This is a genomic window from Ruminococcus sp. NATIVEDY161 (assembly GCF_045819895.1).
GTDB lineage: Bacteria > Bacillota > Clostridia > Oscillospirales > Acutalibacteraceae > Ruminococcoides.
This window is the reverse complement of record NZ_CP162392.1, coordinates 1,120,928-1,140,527: the sequence shown is the minus strand read 5'-3', so window position 1 is coordinate 1,140,527 and position 19,600 is coordinate 1,120,928. Positions and strand designations below refer to the sequence as shown.

Annotated in this window: 19 protein-coding genes; 3 read left to right on the top strand and 16 right to left on the bottom strand. The window is 48.1% G+C overall.

The features are described 5' to 3' along the window. Positions 1-73: 73 nt before the first annotated feature. From AB1I50_RS05565 to AB1I50_RS05490, 16 genes are all read right to left on the bottom strand, one after another. Positions 74-421 (bottom strand): hypothetical protein, encoded by a 348-nt coding sequence (locus tag AB1I50_RS05565; RefSeq protein ID WP_407725218.1) that lies wholly within the window; start codon positions 419-421, stop codon positions 74-76. A gap of 161 nt (positions 422-582) precedes the next feature. Further along, on the bottom strand, positions 583-2,334 hold the full coding sequence (locus tag AB1I50_RS05560; protein ID WP_407725217.1) for a M56 family metallopeptidase: 1,752 nt from the start codon (positions 2,332-2,334) through the stop codon (positions 583-585). 3 nt (positions 2,335-2,337) lie between these two features. Then, complete coding sequence (locus AB1I50_RS05555) at positions 2,338-2,712, bottom strand: BlaI/MecI/CopY family transcriptional regulator (protein WP_407725216.1); 375 nt, start codon at positions 2,710-2,712, stop codon at positions 2,338-2,340. 181 nt (positions 2,713-2,893) lie between these two features. After that, positions 2,894-3,946, bottom strand: coding sequence for a dTDP-glucose 4,6-dehydratase (rfbB, locus tag AB1I50_RS05550; protein ID WP_407725215.1), 1,053 nt, complete (start codon positions 3,944-3,946; stop codon positions 2,894-2,896). 14 nt (positions 3,947-3,960) lie between these two features. Then, entirely contained in the window at positions 3,961-4,836 is an 876-nt protein-coding gene (rfbA, locus tag AB1I50_RS05545) for a glucose-1-phosphate thymidylyltransferase RfbA (RefSeq protein ID WP_407725214.1), read from the bottom strand. A 12-nt stretch (positions 4,837-4,848) separates the two neighbouring features. Beyond that, complete coding sequence (locus AB1I50_RS05540; RefSeq protein WP_407725213.1) at positions 4,849-6,309, bottom strand: hypothetical protein; 1,461 nt, start codon at positions 6,307-6,309, stop codon at positions 4,849-4,851. A 14-nt stretch (positions 6,310-6,323) separates the two neighbouring features. Further along, a complete protein-coding gene (locus AB1I50_RS05535; RefSeq protein ID WP_407725212.1) occupies positions 6,324-6,716 on the bottom strand; it encodes an SMR family transporter in 393 nt (130 codons plus the stop codon). Continuing rightward, complete coding sequence (locus AB1I50_RS05530) at positions 6,709-7,068, bottom strand: EamA family transporter (RefSeq protein ID WP_407725211.1); 360 nt, start codon at positions 7,066-7,068, stop codon at positions 6,709-6,711. The genes AB1I50_RS05535 and AB1I50_RS05530 overlap by 8 nt, the downstream gene beginning before the upstream one ends. Continuing rightward, positions 7,061-8,008, bottom strand: coding sequence for a glycosyltransferase family 2 protein (locus tag AB1I50_RS05525; RefSeq protein ID WP_407725210.1), 948 nt, complete (start codon positions 8,006-8,008; stop codon positions 7,061-7,063). The genes AB1I50_RS05530 and AB1I50_RS05525 overlap by 8 nt, the downstream gene beginning before the upstream one ends. Positions 8,009-8,012: 4 nt before the next feature. Continuing rightward, positions 8,013-8,540, bottom strand: coding sequence for a UDP-4-amino-4,6-dideoxy-N-acetyl-beta-L-altrosamine N-acetyltransferase (gene pseH, locus AB1I50_RS05520; protein WP_407725209.1), 528 nt, complete (start codon positions 8,538-8,540; stop codon positions 8,013-8,015). Positions 8,541-8,543: 3 nt separating this feature from the next. Continuing rightward, a complete protein-coding gene (gene rffA / locus AB1I50_RS05515; RefSeq protein WP_407725325.1) occupies positions 8,544-9,674 on the bottom strand; it encodes a dTDP-4-amino-4,6-dideoxygalactose transaminase in 1,131 nt (376 codons plus the stop codon). Between the two features lie 642 nt (positions 9,675-10,316). Then, positions 10,317-12,017 (bottom strand): phosphoenolpyruvate--protein phosphotransferase, encoded by a 1,701-nt coding sequence (ptsP, locus tag AB1I50_RS05510; protein WP_407725324.1) that lies wholly within the window; start codon positions 12,015-12,017, stop codon positions 10,317-10,319. Between the two features lie 124 nt (positions 12,018-12,141). Further along, the gene (locus tag AB1I50_RS05505; protein WP_407725208.1) at positions 12,142-12,405 is read right to left on the bottom strand and encodes an HPr family phosphocarrier protein; all 264 of its coding nucleotides are present in this window, start codon (positions 12,403-12,405) and stop codon (positions 12,142-12,144) included. An 86-nt stretch (positions 12,406-12,491) separates the two neighbouring features. Continuing rightward, complete coding sequence (locus tag AB1I50_RS05500) at positions 12,492-14,420, bottom strand: PTS fructose transporter subunit IIABC (protein WP_407725207.1); 1,929 nt, start codon at positions 14,418-14,420, stop codon at positions 12,492-12,494. A gap of 100 nt (positions 14,421-14,520) precedes the next feature. Further along, positions 14,521-15,441, bottom strand: a complete 921-nt coding sequence (gene pfkB, locus AB1I50_RS05495; RefSeq protein WP_407725206.1) for a 1-phosphofructokinase — start codon at positions 15,439-15,441, stop codon at positions 14,521-14,523. After that, positions 15,438-16,190: a DeoR/GlpR family DNA-binding transcription regulator gene (locus tag AB1I50_RS05490; RefSeq protein ID WP_407725205.1), complete on the bottom strand. Its 753-nt coding sequence runs from the start codon at positions 16,188-16,190 to the stop codon at positions 15,438-15,440. Before AB1I50_RS05490 ends, pfkB begins: the two co-directional genes overlap by 4 nt. 199 nt (positions 16,191-16,389) lie before the next feature. Here AB1I50_RS05490 and AB1I50_RS05485 point away from each other — a divergent pair, with 199 nt between their 5' ends. The 3 genes from AB1I50_RS05485 to AB1I50_RS05475 all read left to right on the top strand — a co-directional run bounded on the left by AB1I50_RS05485 (position 16,390) and on the right by AB1I50_RS05475 (position 19,586). Continuing rightward, positions 16,390-16,860, top strand: coding sequence for an rRNA maturation RNAse YbeY (locus AB1I50_RS05485; RefSeq protein ID WP_407725204.1), 471 nt, complete (start codon positions 16,390-16,392; stop codon positions 16,858-16,860). A gap of 132 nt (positions 16,861-16,992) precedes the next feature. Next, on the top strand, positions 16,993-18,996 hold the full coding sequence (locus AB1I50_RS05480; protein ID WP_407725203.1) for a BMP family ABC transporter substrate-binding protein: 2,004 nt from the start codon (positions 16,993-16,995) through the stop codon (positions 18,994-18,996). After that, the gene (locus AB1I50_RS05475) at positions 18,993-19,586 is read left to right on the top strand and encodes a metallophosphoesterase family protein (RefSeq protein WP_407725202.1); all 594 of its coding nucleotides are present in this window, start codon (positions 18,993-18,995) and stop codon (positions 19,584-19,586) included. The genes AB1I50_RS05480 and AB1I50_RS05475 overlap by 4 nt, the downstream gene beginning before the upstream one ends. Positions 19,587-19,600 lie beyond the last annotated feature (14 nt).

The following is a 19,600-nucleotide window of genomic DNA, read 5'->3' as shown; positions in this document are numbered from 1 at the left end:
ACCTTAATCGACTTGTTATAAAACGCAATCCTGTTCCGAAATTTACCGGAACAGGCTTTTTTCTTCACCACTATTATCTATCAACTTTTGCAATTAGATTTAACAGTGCGTTTTCACCGTCAGCTAGAGGTTCTACATGGAAATTACGTATAATATACGGACTGCCGTCCTCGAAAAGAGCGATAAAATCACGGCATATCCAATATCCGTCAGGCTTTTTAAAGAACAAAAAAGCTTTATCGTGAGATTCTGTTCCTTCAACTATACAATAGTATGGTAGTTTGTCGGACGCCGTTTTTCTAAAGTATAAGTTTTTATCCATTTGGCTTAAGTCATACAACGTAAAATCAGGGTCAAGCTGTCCCATTGTATTAATTATAGATATAGCATCATTAATATCATTTATTTTTGCGGTTTTCAAAGGAACTTGGCTGTCGGTTTCTAAATAATAATCCGATATTTGTATATTAGAAATTATTCTAAATGTCTCGCTGTTTATTTCTGCCTGCCCGATAGCTTCAAATTTAAATCCGTTAATATCAGCGTATTTTTCCGCGGCAGAGCCCTCATAGCCCCTGATTGTTAATTCCGTTTTTCACCGTTATCGTTGTAGCCCAAAGCACGATCATCAATAAAAGTAACGGATTGTGGAATGGTTACAGTTGTAAAATCACAGCCGGAAAACGCCATTACACCGATTTTGGTTATTGTATCGGGAATATCGATCTCTTTGAGCCTTGTTCCCGAAAAAGCAAAATTACCAATGATTTTTGTGTTTATGCCAAGCTTTACGCTTTCAAGTGCTTCACAGTCACTGAACAAACTGTCGCTGATAACCGTAACGCTGTCGGGCAATTCAATACTTTTTAGGGATTTGCACAGTCTAAATGAAGCTTCACCAATGTCGGTGAGGTTTTTCGGAAGCTTGATTTCCGTCAAGCTAATGCAGTTTAAAAACGCGAAATCTCCGATTTTTGTAAGAGAATCCGGCAATTCTATATGCGTTGTATCCTGTAAACCGTTTCTCGGCTTTCCCGTATTTCCGTCAATATCAGCGGAAAGAGCATTTGAGCATAGACTTGTAATGCCGTTATGAACTATAATTTTTTTCGTGCTTTCGGTGGATTGCCACGGCGGATTTGAAGTCTCATACTCGTTCATATCTCCTTCGCCGTAAATGTCCAGCGTGTCCGTAGCCCAGTTATAATCATAGGATATATTTGGGTTAATCTCATCGGTTTTTCCAGGTCTGTAGTTTTTATCCATAGCGTTCGTCAGGCAGATTACGGAAATTGCCGCAGCTAAAATCACCGCTATGACCGCAACGGCGGTTATCTTTTTGTATTTCGCTAAAAATTTTATCCTCCGCTTTACGTCCGACTTGCCGCTTTGAAGTGAGCTTGTGCCGAGGACGTACCTGTTCTTTGTCGCGGTTTTCAGCAGCAGCTTTGCATAGCGCTGCCTGTTGCCGGTGAATTTGAGCGTGCGCTCGTCGCAGTAAAGCTCAATGTCACGCTTGAACATAAAGAAGCTTACCCAGATAACAGGGTTGTACCAATTCAGGCACAGCACTGCCGCGGCTACGCCCGACCATAAAACGTCGAGGTGTTTTAAATGGCAGAGCTCGTGAATAAGCACAGCTTCTAGCTCGTGTTCACTGTAGCTGTCGGGGATATGGATTGACGGTCTGAACAATCCGGTCAGCACAGGCGTGGTGTCAGCAAAGTAAAGACGAACGCTGCGCTTTATGCCCAGCCTTTCTTTGCAGAAGTTAAAGACTGAGAGTGTTTTTTCGTCACATTCGTGCCGTTTCTTTTTTAGTCCACGTCGGTAAATTATCAAAACAATGATAAAGTAAACGGAGAGTACAAGCGCTCCGGCTGCCCATATCATCGCGAAAAATTCTCCGAAGCGGAACGCGTGAACGTTGGTGTTGTAATATACTCCGTCGCTGTCAGGTTTGTTGTTATCGGGCACGGCGTTCTCACCAAAGGTTAAGGAGTAGCGCGGTTCGTCGTTTTGTCTGTAATAGCCTTCCTGCGAAACGATATTTACCACCGATGATGAAGTGACCGACTGCTCGTCCATTTTCGCAAAATTGAATATCGAAACAGGCGTTGAGGGCAGAACGGGAAAGACAAGCCTTATCAGCAAAATTGCCCAGACAAGGAAGTGCCATTTTGCGCTGATACGGTTTTTGAAAATCAGCTTGAAAACGATAATTAACAGCGCGGTAGCCGTGGTGAAAACCGCGCCTTGCACTATCCAAAACCACAGCGGCTGTGCGACTTGCTCAAGTGCAAACCAAAAGTCAGAAAGAGTGTTGGGGCTCATAGCTTACTCCTTTCCCATTTTGTCAATCAGGCGCAAAAGCTCCTCCGTCTCTTTTTCGGTTAGGTTTGATTCCGACGCGAGGTTGGTGACGAGCATATTTACCGAGCCGTTGTACACGCGGTTTATAAAGCTCTTTGTCTCCTTTAGCCTGCATTCCTGTTCTGACAAAAGCGCGTAATAGCGGAACACCGCGCCCTCGTCGTTAATCGCGGCGGCTTTTTTTGACACAAGCCTGCGGACAAGGGTTTTGATTGTGGAGTCACTCCAGCCGTTACGCGAGAGCGCCTTGCGGATGTCCGTGATGGTCGAGAGCGGATTGCTCCAAAGAAATTCCATTACGCTCCACTCGGCTTCGGAAATGCTGATTTCATTTTTCATATTATCACCCCAAACAATTAAAGATTACGGTTGTAAACTGTAATTATAGTTTACAACCGTAACCTTGATATGTCAAGATGTTTTTAAAATAAAACGGGCGGACACACGGGTCCGCCCCTACGGTATATATTATATGTATTGCTGTAGGGGCATGCAATGCACGCCCCTACATTCAAATAGTTTACGCCTTTTTATACATATTATCGTAGTACTTCATATAGTCGCCGGAGGTGATTTTGTCCATCCACTCCTCGTTTTCGAGGTACCACTGGATTGTCTCGGCAATTCCCTGCTCAAAGGTGTACTTGGGAGCCCAGCCGAGCTGAGTTGTGATTTTTGTATTGTCAATCGCGTAACGTCTGTCGTGACCGGGACGGTCCTTAACGTACTTGATAAGGCTCTCGTCCTTGCCGAGGGTTTTGATGATGAGTTTTACAATCTCGATGTTAGCCTTCTCGTTGTTGCCGCCGATGTTGTAAATCTCACCGATTACGCCCTTGTGGAGCACGGTGTCGATAGCGTTGCAGTGGTCGGATACGTGCAGCCAGTCGCGGATTTGCATACCGTCGCCGTATACGGGGAGCTGCTTGCCGCTCTTGCAGTTGTTAATCATAAGCGGAATGAGCTTTTCGGGGAACTGGTAAGGACCGTAGTTGTTTGAGCAGCGTGTGATGTTAACGGGCATACCGAAGGTCTCGTGGTAAGCTCTTACTACCATATCTGCGCTCGCCTTTGAAGCCGAATAGGGGCTGTTGGGCGAGAGGGGAGTTGTCTCCATAAACATACCGGTCTTGCCGAGAGCTCCGTAAACCTCGTCGGTAGAAACCTGCAGGTACTTAACGCCTTCCTTGTACTCGGTGGAGTACTTGTCGTCGGGGTTAACCTTCCAGAACTTCTTTGCTACGTCAAGCAGAGTCTGAGTTCCGATAACGTTTGTTGTCAGGAAAATCTCGGGGTCGGTGATTGAACGGTCAACGTGCGACTCAGCCGCGAAGTTAACAACGGTGTCAATGTCGTACTTCTCAAAAATCTCAGTGATAGCCTCGCGGTCGCGGATATCAACCTTCAAGAAGGTGTATCTGCTGTCGTTCTCAACGTCCTTGAGGTTGTCGAGGTTGCCTGCGTAGGTGAGCGAGTCGATATTGATGATGTTGTAGTCGTGGTTTTTGAGCATATGATGTACAAAGTTAGAGCCGATAAAGCCGGCGCCGCCTGTTACAAGTACGTTTTTCATAGTGATATTCTCCCTTATTTTTTATTGTTTTTCGCCAGATTTAATAAATACTGACCGTAATCTGTCTTTTCAAGCTCTTTGCCGAGCTTTTCGAGCTGTTCCGAGGTGATGTAGCCTTTTCTCCATGCAATTTCCTCGATACAGCTTACATACAAGCCCTGCATTGACTGGATTGTCTGAACAAACTCCGCCGCCTTGAGCAGACCGTCGGGTGTTCCGGTGTCGAGCCAAGCCATTCCTCTGCCGAGCAGAACAACGTCGAGCTCGCCGTTTTCGAGGTAGAGGCTGTTGATTGAGGAAATCTCATACTCCCCTCTTGCCGAGGGCTCAATCTCCTTTGCGTACTTAACGACCTTGTTGTCGTAGAAGTAAATTCCCGGCACAGCGTAGTTTGACTTTGGGTGCTCGGGCTTTTCCTCGATTGAGATTACCTTGCCCTGCTCGTTAAACTCAACAACGCCGAAGGCTGTCGGGTCGTTAACAGGGTAGCCGAACACGGTCGCGCCGCTGTTTTTCGCCTTTGCTCTGAGGAGCATATTCGGGAAATTCTGACCGTAAAAAACATTGTCTCCGAGAATAAGGCATACATTGTCGTCGCCAATGAACTTTTCTCCGATTACAAACGCCTGGGCAAGTCCGTTGGGCTCCTTTTGAACGGCGTATTCAATTGAGATACCAAGGCGCGAGCCGTCGCCCAAAAGGTTCTGATACAGAGGAGTGTCCTTCTCTGTTGAGATTACGAGAATTTCATTGATTTCCGCAAGCATTAATATTGAGAGCGGATAGTAGATAAGCGGCTTGTCGTAAATCGGCAAAAGCTGCTTTGAAACGTTCTGCGTCATGGGGTACAGCCTTGTACCGCTGCCGCCTGCAAGAATAATACCTTTCATATTGTCATCTCCTTAACCGTATACTCTTTCGGGAGCCATTGTGAACAGATAAACGCAGAATACCGCGAAGGGAAGAATGATGATTGTTCTGAGCCAAAGCAGCGCTCTTACTCTCTTTTCCGCGTTAAGCTTTAATGTGTATTTTTCGTCGGGGTGGTTGAACACCAGCAGCAGTATACCGCAGATTACCGCGATACCCGAGAACAGCGGCTGCAAATGGTCGTACAGCTCGTCCTTGTCGAGAAGGTAGTTGTCGATGTTCATATACTTACCCTCGTCGTTGTACTTAACAGTGTAGCCGAATAAGCGGTAAATAAGGCTTTTGTTGATGAACCTGATTTGGAACATCTGCGAGCCGCGCAGTATCAGCTTTATCATAAGTCCCAGCTGCATTGTAAAGTCGAACAGCGAGTTGTAGAATACCATTTTCTCATTTTGAACAATCAAAATAAAGAGGAAGGGTACGAGAATGTCTATGCGGTAGAACGAGAACGGTGAGAACATTACGTAGTTCATATACACAAGACAAATGGTGTAGATTACGAACTTTTCCGTCCTTACCCGGTCCGTCTTAAGCGTATCAAAAGAGAAGTCGCGTGTGTACGCGTAAATATAGGTTAAAATCAGGAATATAGCGAAGAACGATGCCGGACCGAACGCAGTGCTGAGGTTGCCCGGGAACATATCCATAAGCATTTGTTTTGCCGGACCTGTGTTCATACTCTCCTCATATCCCGGAGCGCCGTTGAAGAAAAGCTTTTGTACAATCATTCCGCTCAGTCCTATGAGCAGCTTGAAGAAAATTTTGTAGATTTTCTTTTCGAGCAGCAGCAGTATCGCGAAATACGCCAGCACGAAAAACGGCTTGATTGAGATTGCGAGCGCCGACCAAAAGATAAACCAGCCCTGCTTTTTGTTGAACAGGCAGTAAACCGCGATGACCGAGGCGCAAATCATAAATATCTCGTTTTGTCCCGAGTAGCACACCGAGATGTAGAGGTAAATCGAGCTTGCCGAAAGAAAAGCCGCCCAAATACCCTTGTTTTTGTCGCCTGTAATCTGTTCGGTTACTTTCTTGGCAAAAATCAGCGTGATTACCGAGATTATAACGAGGAAAAACTTGGAGTAAGCAAGCATTACGGGTGAACCGACAATCGCTCTGCCTGTAAACTTCTCTACGAAGTACAGCGGCAAATTCCAGATTGACCACGGAAGCACGCTCATGAGCTCCGAGCCCATGTGGGTGTGGTGGACGTTCCAGACGTTGTCGGCTGTATACTGGTAGAAGTTCCTTATATTTCCGCCGTCAAACAGGACGTGCCAGAAGTTTACCGACCACTGCGTTAAGCTCTGCAAATCCCACGTTGACGAGGTGATAAAGACAAAGAGTCCCGTTGCGATGGCGAGCAGCCATTCCGCAAGGAAAACCTTGTCGGATTTGTACCTTGTGATAAACGCGTTAATCAATTTCATAAATATCCTCTAACCTATGCAAACATTTTTGAAATAAAATTAAATATCTCTCCGCCGAAGGAAAACACGACAATTCCCAGAAGAATGAGAACCATACCGATTGTTTTCTTGGCGGTAAATTTCTCTTTAAGAAAAATAAATCCGAGTATTCCGACAAATACGTAACCTGCGCTCTCAAAAATAGGGCCTGCGGAAACGTCAACGTATCTGTAGCAGTACATTGTAATCATCATCGAGCAGAAAAACATAATGTACGCGACGATTACCAAGGGGTTAAGGTACTCCTTAAGTCTGCTGTCGTAGGTTCGGTCGGCGCTCTTTTTAAGCAAAATCTGAGAAATTGATGAAATCAGAACCGAGCATAAAAATACGCCTGAAAAAATAATTACCATAGTATCCTTATTCATTGCTCGACACCACCAATACCACGCCCGGGAATACAATCAGCGAGCCGAGAATTTTGTACCAGGTAATCTGGTCGCCCAAAAACAGCGCTCCCCACAGCATACCCCACACAATGCAGATTGCTTTGTTGGTAAACGCCACGGTAAGGGGCATTTTTTTGAGCACCTGCTGCCAGATAATCGCGTAAATTCCGAGGAACAGCACCGCGAGTCCGGCAAACAGGAAGAAGTTAAATGAGAACATCTCATTTTGAAACGCGAGCTTCATAAACACGCCTACAAACGAGTAGAGCAAAAGTATAAAGTGAAGCACCGCGAAGGTTTTAAAGTCAAACTTTTTCTTTTTGTTATCCATTCTTTTTGTCCTCAACACCCACGGTTCTCCTGATAACGTACTGCGGAGAACGGTTAATACTGATGTAAATTCTGCCGACGTACTCGCCAATCATACCGAGCAGCAGCATAATCATACCGCCGATAAACAGCATGGCTGCCATTGTTGAGCTGTAGCCGAGCGGAGCGTTGGGGTGAATGAAAAATTTATTGATAATTACGTAAATTCCGTAGATAAAGCCGATTACTGCAGTGATTACGCCGACAAAGGTGGAAATTCGCAGCGGCTTGACCGAAAACGCCGTAAAGCCGTTAATCCAGAGCAGGAGCAGCTTGCCGATTGTGTAGCCCGACTTGCCCTCGAGCCTTTCACGGTGGTGAACCTCTGCGTTTTTAACCTTGTTGGTAACTCTGATGAGCAGTCCGCTGATGTAGGGGAAGGGGTTGGGATAGCGCAGAACCTCGTCGGTTACGTAGCGCTTGCAGGCGAAGTAGCTCATAATTTTCAAATTCTTTGGCTTACCGATAAGCCACTGAGCCATTTTGTCGTTGACCTTGCTGCCGAAGTTGCGGAAGCCCGAGTGCATTTTGTCCTTATACTCGGCAAAAACCAAGTCGCAGCTGTCGTCAAGTGCGTCAATGAGTTTGAACATCTCGTTTGCGGGCGTCTGCCCGTCGTCGTCGAGGGCAACCGTGATGTCGCCCGTCACGAACGAAAAGCCGGTCATAAGCGCCGAGTGCTGTCCGAAGTTGCGCGCGAGGTCGATTCCCTTGATGTGCGGATTTTCCGCCGCGAGCTTTTCGATTACCGAAAATACGTTGTCGGGAGAGCTGTCGTTTACGAGGATGATCTCGTAGTCATATCTGCCGTCCGCCTCAACGGTGGTGACGATTTCGTCAACAACCGTGCCGATTGTATGCTCCGAGCCGTAGCACGGAATAACAAATGATAGCTTTTTCATTAGGTTATTTTACACCCTTTTCCCATTCATTTCTGAGGATTGCCATAAATACCATATCATAGGGAGTGCCGTCGATGATAACGTCGTCCCTGAACGTGCCCTCGTACTTAAAGCCTGCTTTTTCGTAGCTCCTGATTGCCTGCTTGTTGTCGGCAAAAACTCTGAGGAACACGCGGTTCATACCGAGCTTTTCAAATGCGTAGTCGATGGCAAGCTTCGCGGCGGCAGATCCGATGCCCTTTCCGCGGCAGCTGTCCTCGCCTATAAAAATACCGTACTCGCATTTTTTGTGCTGCCGGTCGATGTCTCGCAGGTAAACCGAGCCGACGTCCGTGCCGCTCTCGTTATCTACGATGATGAACTGCGCTACGTCGCCGGTCTCAACGCGGTTGTGAAGCCAGTTAAGGTGAGCCTCCTCGGTGAGAGGAGTTCTGTATATAAAGTGTTCGTAAACCGAGGGGGTGTTGCGCCATCTTACGATATTGGCGGTGTCAGCCTCGGTCATCGGTCTAATAGTTACGTTGTTGTTCATAAATTAACCCTTATAGAATTTGTTTACAGCGTCGATTACGCGCTCAATTTCGTCGTCCTTTAAGCCGTAGTACATCGGAAGTCTCAAAAGTCTGTCGCTTTCCTTGGTTGTGTACTTGTCCTCGCCTACGAACTCGCCAAACTTCTGTCCTGCAGGTGCGCTGTGGAGCGGAACGTAGTGGAATACCGCGAGAATGTCGTTCTCCTTAAGGTAGGAGATAAGCTTTGTTCTCACATCAATGTTCTCAGCCTTGAGGTAGAACATATGCGCGTTGTGCTTGCACTCCGCCGGAATTACCGGACGGGTTACATAGCCCTTTTGCTCGAGCTGTTCAAAAGCCTTGTAGTACTTGTCCCACGAAGCGAGACGGTTGTTGTTAATCATATCCGCTTCCTGAAGCTGAGCCCAGAGGTAAGCGGCGTTCATATCGCTGGGAAGGTAGGACGAGCCGGCCTCAACCCAGGTGTATTTGTCAATCTGACCGCGCAGGAAGCGGCTTCTGTTAGTGCCCTTCTCGCGGATAATCTCGGCAAGCTCAGCGTTTTCTTCATCCTTGATAAGGAGAGCGCCGCCCTCACCCATGCTGTAGTTTTTAGTCTCGTGGAAGGAGTAGCAGCCGTAGTCGCCGATTGCGCCGAGAGCCTTGCCCTTGTACTCGCTCATTACGCCCTGAGCCGCGTCCTCGCAAACCTTGAGGTTGTGTCTTTTCGCGATGTCCATAATAGTGTCCATCTCGCAGCCTACGCCTGCATAGTGAACAGGAACAATCGCCTTTGTCTTATCGGTAATCGCCTGCTCAATGAGCTTTTCGTCGATGTTCATTGTGTCGGGGCGGATATCTACAAATTTAATCTTTGCTCCGCGCAAAACAAAAGCGTCGGCGGTGGAAACAAAGGTAAATGACGGCATAATAACCTCGTCGCCGGGCTTTATGTCGAGCAGCAGCGCCGCCATTTCAAGAGAATGGGTGCACGAGGTAGTCAGCAGAGCCTTTGCTGTGCCTGTCTTTTCCTCAATCCAAGCGTTGCATTTTTTTGTAAATTCACCGTCGCCGCAGATTTTTTGATTATTTACGGCTTCCTTGATGTAATTAAATTCCGTTCCCAAAAAAGGAGGTCTGTTGAACGGTATCATAATATCACTTTCCTCTACTTTGATTTTTACCATAATTAAACATTCTAATTCACATACCATTATATTATAAATACTTGTAAAAGTCAATAAAACCACACCTTTTTAGCGCCTTTTCGAGCCGATTTTATGATTTGAACAAACGCGGTGAAAAACGCCTTTCAGCGATAACCAAATATAATCGAAACGTCAACTTGTCATTTGGTAAATTTACACAAAACAGCTCCGGAATTTGATTTTTAGAAGTTTTTTGCACGGAAAATATTTGGTTATTATTAACAAAGTTAAAAGTATAAATTAGTGCAAAATGACAGGGCAGAAGTTAGGGGCTGAGAGTTTAATTAATTTACAGGAAACGTTTGTTGATAGTTTAAAGGCTCCCCCAACGCTTTAGCTTTGGGGGAGCTGTCAGCGTTAGCTGACTGAGGGGGCGGCGTTGCCTTAATCGCTCCGTTTTGTATTGCAACGGAAAACTCGCGCTAAATCACACGCAGCCCCCTCCGTCACGCCGCTTTGGCGGCGTGCCACCTCCCCCGTAGCTTGACGCGACGGGGGAGGCTTTAAATTCGTTTATTTTTATAAAAAAACAGAGGCAGACCGATGGTCTGCCTCTGCGTGCGAAATTTTAAAAAGGAGAGAATATGATTAAATCACCGTGTTGAGATAGTCTGTAATTTCTTTTTCAGTGGTGAAGCTCATAACCTTTTCAGCTACGGCGTCAGCCTCTGCCTTTGTCCATTTGGCAATGTTCTTTCTAACCTTCAAAACGGACGGAGCGGATACGCTGAACTCTGTAAGACCGAAGGAGATAAGCAGCGGAATCATAGCCGGGTTAGCCGCAGCCTCGCCGCACATACCTACGGGAATACCTTTGTTTCTCGCGCAGGTGATAATGCGTCTGATCATTCTCAGCACGCTGGGATGGAACGGTGAGTAGAGGTACTCAACGTCGCTGTTTCCTCTGTCGGCAGCCATTGTGTAGCCGGTCAGGTCGTTTGTGCCGATGCTGAAGAAGTCCGCCTCGTCAGCGAGCAAATCTGCGATAACGCCGGAAGCCGCTGTTTCGGTCATAACGCCAACCTGAATGTTCTCGTCAAATTCAATGCCCGAAGCCTTGAGGTCGGCCTTTGCTTCCTCAACAAGAGCCTTGCCCTCTCTGAGCTCTTCAACGGCTGTGATGAGGGGGAACATAATGCGGATGTCTCCGAACGCGCTCGCTCTTAGAATTGCCTTAATCTGTGACTTGAACATATCGCGGTTCTTAAGGCAGTAGCGGATTGCGCGGAAGCCCATAAACGGATTTTCCTCTTTCTCAAGACCGAGGTAGGGGATTTCCTTGTCGCCGCCGATGTCGAGAGTTCTGATAATCAACGGCTTGCCCTTAAGGATGAGCGAAGCCTGCTTGTAAGCGTCAAACTGCTCGTCCTCGGTGGGAAGTGAGCTTCTGTCCATAAACAGGAATTCTGTTCTGAAAAGACCAACGCCCTCGCCGTCGGCGTCAACAGCCTTAACGGCGTCCTTGGGAGTTCCGATGTTGCAGAAAAGCTCATACTCTGTGCCGTCTGCGCTCGCGGTAGCCTTTCCTCTGTAGTTTTCAAGCTCGCGGCGCTCTCTTAAAAACGCCTCGCGCTTTGCGCTGTACTCGTCAATCTGAGCCTGGTCGGGAGCGGTGATGACCTCGCCGTTGTCGCCGTCAACAATTACCTGCTCACCTGATGAAAGCTGTGCTACTGCGTTCGGAACGCTGAGCACCGCAGGGATTTCAAGCGCTCTCGCAAGGATTGCGGAGTGCGAGGTCTTGCTGCCGGTTTCGGTGATGATACCTACGATGTTCTCCTTTTTAATTCCGGCTGTCATAGACGGTGTGAGCTCTCTGCAAACGAGAACCGTGCCTGCCGGTGCGTCGCTGATTTTAACCTCCTCAACGCCCAAAAGGATTGACAGAAGTCCGTCGCGGATGTCCTTTACGTCGGCTGCGCGCTGCATTGTGAGGTCGTCGCCGGTTGCCGAGAACATATCTATAAACATTTTGCAAATCTGCTCAACGGCAGATTCTGCGCACTGATTTGCCTTAATCAGATTTTCAATCTCGCCGCCCATAAACGGGTCGCGGATAATTGCGATGTGGCCGAGCAAAATCTCAGCTTCCTTTTCGCCTGTGGACTGGCGTATCGCGTCAGCCTGAGCCATGGTGTTATCGCAAAACTTGTCAACCGAGCCTCTGAAACGCGCAAGCTCGGCTTCAATATTGGTAACCTCTTTCGGGGTGTATTCAAGGGTTTGTTCCTTGATAATCATAACTCTTCCGATGCCGATACCTTCGGAAGCGCCGATACCATTTAGCATTGTAATCACCTCGTTGTGGTGTGTTTTATTTGTTGATAATTATTGCGGCTTTTGACCTCGCCGTTTTTGGAGGCTGCCAAATTATCAAACGCATTAATAGGCGAGAGAAAGTGCCCACCGGCACCTATTCGCCTAAACCGCTCTCAATCATCTGTACAGCTTCGGCAAGAGCGTCGTTCTCGTCGGGGCCGTCGCAAACAAGCTCGATTTCGCTGCCGCACTTAATGCAAGCCGCGATGATGTTGAGCAGGCTCTTTGCGTTGTAGTCGTTGCCGTTGAATTTAATTGTTACGCTTGAAGTGTACTTTGCCATAGCCTGAGCAAATACAGAAGCCGGGCGCATATGGAAGCCCTGAGCGTTTACGAGTGTTACTTTTTTGGATACCATAATGATTTCTCCTTTACAATAGCGTTAAGGGCGGAGCGGCCGGCTCCGCCCTTGGGGTTTTAGTTATTTAATAGGATTTGAATTAATTATTTCTTGTCAATAGGTCTCTTGAGGATAGCGAGCATAATCATACCGAGCACCGCGCCGATAAGGAGCGCGAGGATATAGAACATCCATGTGCCCTGCATTGTCGCGAATACGAATACGCCGCCGTGAGGAGCCATAAGCTTGCACTGGAAAATTGCGGAGAGTGCGCCTGCCGCGGCAGAACCAACGATACAGCTCGGGATAACCTGGAGCGGATGACCTGCAGCGTAGGGGATAGCGCCTTCTGTGATGAAGGAGAGTCCCATGATGTAGTTAACAGGAGCGTTTCTTCTCTCTTCGTCTGTCCAACGGCTCTTGAAGAAGGTTGTTGAAAGAGCGATTGCAATCGGGGGAACCATACCGCCAATCATAACAGCAGCCATAATCATATAAGCGGCTTCTGTCTGAGAAGCGAGCATACCGGTTGCGAATACATAAGCAGCCTTGTTGAACGGGCCGCCCATATCAATAGCCATCATACCTGCGAGCAGTGCGCAGAGCGGAATGATAAGACCTGAGTCAGCCATTGACTTAAGAACGTTTGTCATGCCTGTGTTAATCCAGCCCATAATCGGGTTGATAGCGCACATAAGAACAGCTACGCCGCCGAGACCGAGCAGCGGATAAACAAGTACGGGCTTGATGCCTTCCAAAGCTCTCGGGAACTTGGAGCACATCTTCTCGATGCCGAGCATCATGTAGCCGCCTACGAAGCCTGCGAGCAAGCCGCCGAGGAAGCCTGAGGGGATGTCGCCGCCGGGAAGCGGGAAGGTAGCGCCTGCAGTTGCAAGGAAGCCGCCTACCAAGCCGACAAGCAAGCCGGGACGGTCAGCGATTGACATTGCAATAAAGCCTGCAAGAATCGGAACCATGAGGTTGAACGCAACGCCGCCGATGGTCTTGAACCAAGCAGCTACCTGGTTAACCGAACCGAAGTCAGCCGAACCTGCGTTGCCTGCGAATGTGTCGATTAAGAACGCGATAGCGATAAAGATACCGCCTGCTACAACGAACGGAAGCATGTGTGATACGCCGTTCATGAGGTGCTTATAGAGCTGTCTGCCGAAGCTTTCGTTTCCGCCGCCTGCAGAAGCCTCTACCTTTTTGTCTGAATGGAATACGGGAGCTTCGCCGTTAACAATCTTGTTGATGAGCTCCTCAGGCTTGTGGATGCCGTCGGCAACCTTTGTTGAATAAACGGGCTTACCGTTGAAGCGAGCGGTCTCAACGTTCTTGTCAGCCGCGATGATGATACCGTCGCAGTTTGCGATTTCCTCAGCGGTCAAAACGTTCTTTGCGCCGCCCGAGCCGTTTGTTTCTACCTTGATGGTGATGCCCATCTTCTCGCCTGCTTTAGCGAGAGATTCGGCTGCCATATAGGTGTGAGCGATACCTGTCGGGCAGGCTGTAACTGCGAGTACGCGGTAGCCTTCCTTCTTGGGCGCTGCAGGAGCTGCTGCCTCTTCGGGGAACTGAGCTGTTTCCTGCTCGTCGATAATCTTCATAAACTCGTCGGCAGTCTTGGCAGCCTTGAGCTTTGCGGTGAAGTCCTCGTGCATAAGCATCTGCATAAGTCTTGCGAGAACCTCGAGGTGAACGTCGCCGTCCAATGTTGCAGCTATCATAAAGATAAGCTTGCAGGGCTGTCCGTCGGGAGCGCCGTAGTCAACTCCGTTGGGAACTGTGATTGCGGAAAGGGCGGGAGCCTTAACAGCCTCGCTCTTTGCGTGGGGAATGGCAACCTCCATGCCGATTGCGGTTGTGCCCATCTGCTCACGCGCGAGAATACCTTCTTTGTAAACCGCCGCGTCGTTGAGGTTGCCGCTTCTGGTATGCAAATCAACCAGTGTGTCGATTGCTTCGCTCTTGTCCTTTACCGATACCGACAGAGCGATACTTTGCTTTTTCAGCAAATCAGTAATGCGCATAATATCCTCCTTGAAAATTTTTTATAAATTAATAACTATACTAACCCTTAACTAAATAATTTAATTAAGGATTAGTATTAAAAATTAATTCCTTAGTAAATCAGCTCTCGAATTCCTTTTCGAATTTAACAAGCAATTCGTCGATTTTCTCCCTTGTCGCCAGTCCGCTGAGGAACGCTGTCGCGTTGCCGCAAACGCTTCCGAGCTTAAGCGCGTAAGGATAGCTGTGCTCCTTTTCGTAGCCTGCTACAAAGCCTGCCACCATTGAGTCGCCCGAGCCGACGGTGTTGATAACCTTTTCTTTCAAAACGCCTGCCTTATGCTTTTCGCCGTTTTCGTCAATCAGCATTGCGCCTTCGCCGCCGAGAGAGATAAGCACGTTTTTCGCGCCCATCTTTTGCAGCTCCTTTGCGTATTTCTCGATATCCTCCTCGGTCTTGACCTCGGTGCCAAAAATTTCGGAAAGCTCCTGACGGTTGGGCTTAATCAGGAAGGGCTTGTATTTCAGTGAGTTTACAAGCAGCTGCTTTGTCGCGTCAACCACAATCTTTACGTCCTTGCGGCTGATTCTCTCGAGCATACGCTCATAAACGTCGTCGGGCATTGTATTTGGAATACTTCCGGCGATAACGAGTGTGTCGCCGTTTGCGATTCTGTCAATTTTCTGGAGCAGTCTTTCAAGCTCCGAGTCGTCAATGTGAGGTCCCTGACAGTTGATTTCGGTTTCCACGCCGGCTTTAATTTTGATGTTGATTCGCGATATGCCGTGCTTTAGCTTGATAAAGTCCGTGATGATACGGTCGTTTCTGATGCCTTTTTCGATTGCCTCTCCGGTAAAGCCCGCCACAAAGCCGTAGGCTGTGCTGTCGAGTCCGAGCTCCGCGAGCACGCAGGAAACGTTAATTCCCTTGCCGCCGAAGTAGTACTCCTCGCTTGTGGTGCGGTTTGTAATTCCGTTTGTAAGCTTGTCGAGCCTTACAACGTAATCTATAGAGGGGTTAAGGGTTACTGTGAAAATCAAAGCATGACCTCCTTTATGACTGTTTCATTTTTAAATAAGCTGTCGGTCACCTTGTCGGTGACGATACAGCATTTTCCGAGTGGTGAAAAGGACACGGGAAAGACGCGTCTGAACTTGGTGTGATCCGCCATTACAAAAGCCATATAGCTTTTTTCGATCGCCGTCTCCTTCATTTTTGCCTCGTCAATGTCCGGCGTGGTAAAGCCTGCCTCAATGTCGATTCCGTTTGTGCCGATAAACGATTTTGAAAAATTGAGATCCTTTAGGTTTGAAATACCCTCCGAGCCTATAACCGCCTCGGTTACGGGCTTGACCTTGCCGCCGACAATGTAGGCGTTAAGTCCGCGCTTTATAAGCTTTCGGGCGTGATATATACCGTTTGTCACGTAAACCGCCTTGCTGGTTTCGGGAATATAGTCAATCAGCCGCGAGGTGGTTGTGCCGGCGTCGATGTAGACAAAATCCGTGTCGTTAATAAGAGTCGCGCAGTAACGGGCAATTTCGGTTTTTTCCTCCCTCATCAGGGTTTCCTTCAGGGCTGTGTCGTCCTCAATAACGCTGATGGTCTGCTTGATAGAGGTTGCTCCGCCGAAAACCTTTTTGAGCTTTCCGAGCCGGTCAAGCACCGTAAGGTCGCGCCTTATTGTGGACTCCGAGGTGTCAAGGAGCTGCGAAAGCTCCGATACCGTGACTGCGTGCTTTTCGTTAATTGTGCTTAAAATTGAATGATATCTCTCCTGTGTGAGCAATTCTGGTCACCTCTTAATCATATTATAGCACTAAAATGAGCAAAGTCAAGCATATTTGTTGATATTTAATTAAATTTTTTTCGAATTTGTGCAAATATATTATGCAAATTGCGAATTTACATCTTGTCAATATTTTGGTACAATATAATTGCAAAAAACAAAACGCAGCAACAAAAAATTTTTTAAGGAGGTTTTAGTAATGTCTGACAAAATCAAGATTGTCATCTCAGATGAGCAAAAGTCGGTAAAAGTGCCAAAGGGCATAAGGATGATTGTCAGGCGCAGCTGCTTAGCGGCGCTGCAGATGGAAAATGTCGGCGGCCCGTGCGTAATTAACGTTACCTTTACGGATAACGCAAAAATCAGAGAACTAAAACAAAGGTATACGGGCAGGGGTGTTGAGGCAGGCGCTATGTGGCTGCCTGAGCCGGACGGCGAAGTGTTCGGAACGATTTATATCTCTATGGAAAAGGCGCAGGAGCTTTCGGAGTTTTACGACTGCTCGCTGCAAAAAGAGATTTGTTACCTTACCGTTCACGAGGCTCTGCATATGATTGAGAACAAAAAGCAATCAAAAAACAGCGAGCTCAGAATTCAGGAGAAAAAGGAAACTGTTATGTACCAGCTGGGTTTGCCGCTCAGCGCGGGGTACGCGTTAAGCAATACCTGATTTGCTATTTTTGATTAAACCGAATGTATTAACCGTTCCGTTTTTGCGGAGCGGTTTTTACTTTATTTATATTGATATTCACAGGGGTTTGTGATATATTAAGCATAGATATATACGAAAGGAAGTGGCTTTATGGAAGAACAACTGTATTATAAGGACGCCTTAAAGCTTGCGCAAAAGGACTACCGCGCCTGCGTTTGGGCGGGAAAATCTCCCTGCCTGCCTGTGCTCGATGACTTTGTTTCAGCGAGCAATGCCGCCAACGCCGTTGACCTCGGAATTGTCCAAATTCCGTCCGAGCTGATTGTCGGTACAAAAACAAGGGGCAGAACAAACGCCTTCAGCTCAAATTTTATGCCGATTTTGGAGGATGGCACGGAGTTTGCCGACAAGTGGAAGCGCCTTTGCAACGCCCACCTTACCGAGGGTATTCGTGATCCGATTAAGGCGTATGAATATATGAACCGATACTACGTTGAGGAAGGCAACAAGCGCGTCAGCGTGCTCAAATTCTTCGACGCGCTCACAATCCCCGGCCACGTTATCCGCATTATGCCCGAGGGCAGCGGCGACGACGTTGATTTATACAACGAGTTTGTCGAGTTTTACAAGTACAGCAAAATCAATTTTATAGAGTTCACAAAGAAGGGCAGCTATGCCCTGCTTCAAAAGGCTCTCGGCAAGGAAGCCGGAGAGGAGTGGACCGACGAGGAGCAGAGCGAATTTGCCGGAACGTACCACCATTTTAAAAAGGCTTATACCGCGAGCGGCGGCGACAAGCTGCAGTCCACCGTCGGTGACGCGATGCTCAGCTATATTATGGTTTACGGCTATCCAGAGCTCACCACCACCGACACCGCCGACATCAAAAAGAACCTCAGCAAGATGTGGGAGGAGGTTGAGCTGCACGATGATAACGAGCCGATTGAGCTAAGCGCCGAGCCTGCCGAGGAGCCCAAGCAAAGCGTATTGACAAAGGTGCTTTCCGCGGCTGCTCCCAAGCGGGTAAAGGTCGCCTTTATCCACGACGGTACTCCCGAAAAATCCGGATGGGTTCACGACCACGAAAAGGGCAGAAACTACGTTCAGCGCGTGTTTGAGGATAAAATCGAGACCGTTGCCTACAACAACGCCATGAACAGCGCCCTGGACAACCACCCCGACGAGGTGATTAAGCAGGCGATTGACGACGGCGCGAAGATTATCTTTACAACCTCGCCCAGGCTTACCCAGGCGAGCCTGAGGGCGGCTGTCGATAACCCCGATATTATTGTATTCAACTGCGCGCTAAATAAGTCGCACCGATATATCCGCTCATACTACACCAGAATGTACGAGGCTAAGTTTATCCTCGGCGCGCTTGCAGGCTCGCTTTCCGAAAGCGGCGAGCTCGGCTATGTCTGCGACTATCCGATTTACGGACAAATCGCCGGTATCAACGCCTTTGCGCTCGGCGCTCAAATGGCAAATCCACGCGCAAAGGTTTACCTTGAATGGTCGGCTGTCTGCGGAGCGAAGGCGGCGGCTCAAAAGCTCATTGACAAGGGAATTCACTATATTTCATCGCAGGATACAGCGCGTTTCCGCGAAGACGACCGCAACAGCTTCGGACTTTCGTACATCAACGGCGAGGAGATGGTTCTGCTCGCAAATCCCGTTTGGAAATGGGGCGTTTATTACGAGGAAATACTGCGCCGCGTGTTCAACAAAACAATGCAGGCGGAGTACGAAAAGAGCAACAAGGCGCTCAACTACTACTGGGGAATGTCCGCAGGCGTTGTCGATATCGGCTATTCGCTTGCGCTCAGCCGCTCCTCAAAGAAGTTCGCAGAATTCCTTAAGGATAGTATCTCACACAATGTCTGCACACCGTTCTTAACTCCGATTTACGCCCAAAACGGCGACGTTATCGGCAAGGACGAAAAGTCGCTCAGCCTCGACCAGATTATAAATATGGACTACCTTGTCGAGAATGTAATCGGCAGTATTCCGCAGTACGAGGAGCTCAGCCCGATGGGTAAGGCTACCGTTGACACCGCAGGCGTTGAAAAGGCTCAGAGCACCGCTGTTGCGGCTGAGGATGAGGTTGAAGCCGAAAAGGCGGACGATAATGCGGAAGCCGGTGAGCAGGAATGAGGGTTCTGACGGTATCGGACGTGGAGTCTGAGTATCTTTACGATTACTATGCTCCCGGCAAGCTCGACGGAATTGATTTGATAATCGCGTGCGGCGATTTGTCCGTCGAGTACCTCGAGTTCCTAGTCACTTTGGCAGATGTGCCTTTGCTGTATATCCACGGCAATCACGACGACAAATTCAAGCGTGAGCCCGAGGGTTGTATCTGCATTGACGATAAGTTTTTTGAGTACAACGGCGTGCGCTTTGTCGGCTTGGGCGGCTCATACCGCTACAAGGAAGGAAAGTATATGTACAGCGAACGGCAGATGAAGTTCAGAATTCAGAAGCTCTGGTTCAAAATCCGCAGGCACGGCGGCTTTGACGTGCTCGTTACGCACTCTCCGGCAAGGCATCTTAACGATTTAGATAACCATACGCACAGGGGCTTTGAGTGCTTCAATAAATTACTGGAGCGCTTTAAGCCGAAGTACTTTTTCCACGGACACGTACATACAAACTACGGCGCGAGAATTCCGCGCAGGTGCGAGCACAATGGAACAATTGTAATCAACGCCACCGACCACTATTTTTTGGACGTAGAAGTTTAGAGTTTTAAAATTAA

Bases quoted from the DNA above. Each gene is read 5' to 3' on its own strand.
- rfbA (WP_407725214.1), bottom strand. From the start codon at position 4,836: ATGAAAGGTATTATTCTTGCAGGCGGCAGCGGTACAAGGCTGTACCCC.
- AB1I50_RS05555 (WP_407725216.1), bottom strand. From the start codon at position 2,712: ATGAAAAATGAAATCAGCATTTCCGAAGCCGAGTGGAGCGTAATGGAA.
- AB1I50_RS05480 (WP_407725203.1), top strand. From the start codon at position 16,993: ATGGAAGAACAACTGTATTATAAGGACGCCTTAAAGCTTGCGCAAAAG.
- rfbB (WP_407725215.1), bottom strand. From the start codon at position 3,946: ATGAAAAACGTACTTGTAACAGGCGGCGCCGGCTTTATCGGCTCTAAC.
- AB1I50_RS05485 (WP_407725204.1), top strand. From the start codon at position 16,390: ATGTCTGACAAAATCAAGATTGTCATCTCAGATGAGCAAAAGTCGGTA.
- AB1I50_RS05500 (WP_407725207.1), bottom strand. From the start codon at position 14,420: ATGCGCATTACTGATTTGCTGAAAAAGCAAAGTATCGCTCTGTCGGTA.
- AB1I50_RS05560 (WP_407725217.1), bottom strand. From the start codon at position 2,334: ATGAGCCCCAACACTCTTTCTGACTTTTGGTTTGCACTTGAGCAAGTC.
- AB1I50_RS05530 (WP_407725211.1), bottom strand. From the start codon at position 7,068: ATGGATAACAAAAAGAAAAAGTTTGACTTTAAAACCTTCGCGGTGCTT.
- AB1I50_RS05505 (WP_407725208.1), bottom strand. From the start codon at position 12,405: ATGGTATCCAAAAAAGTAACACTCGTAAACGCTCAGGGCTTCCATATG.
- rffA (WP_407725325.1), bottom strand. From the start codon at position 9,674: ATGATACCGTTCAACAGACCTCCTTTTTTGGGAACGGAATTTAATTAC.
- AB1I50_RS05525 (WP_407725210.1), bottom strand. From the start codon at position 8,008: ATGAAAAAGCTATCATTTGTTATTCCGTGCTACGGCTCGGAGCATACA.
- AB1I50_RS05475 (WP_407725202.1), top strand. From the start codon at position 18,993: ATGAGGGTTCTGACGGTATCGGACGTGGAGTCTGAGTATCTTTACGAT.
- ptsP (WP_407725324.1), bottom strand. From the start codon at position 12,017: ATGCTAAATGGTATCGGCGCTTCCGAAGGTATCGGCATCGGAAGAGTT.
- pseH (WP_407725209.1), bottom strand. From the start codon at position 8,540: ATGAACAACAACGTAACTATTAGACCGATGACCGAGGCTGACACCGCC.
- AB1I50_RS05535 (WP_407725212.1), bottom strand. From the start codon at position 6,716: ATGAATAAGGATACTATGGTAATTATTTTTTCAGGCGTATTTTTATGC.
- AB1I50_RS05540 (WP_407725213.1), bottom strand. From the start codon at position 6,309: ATGAAATTGATTAACGCGTTTATCACAAGGTACAAATCCGACAAGGTT.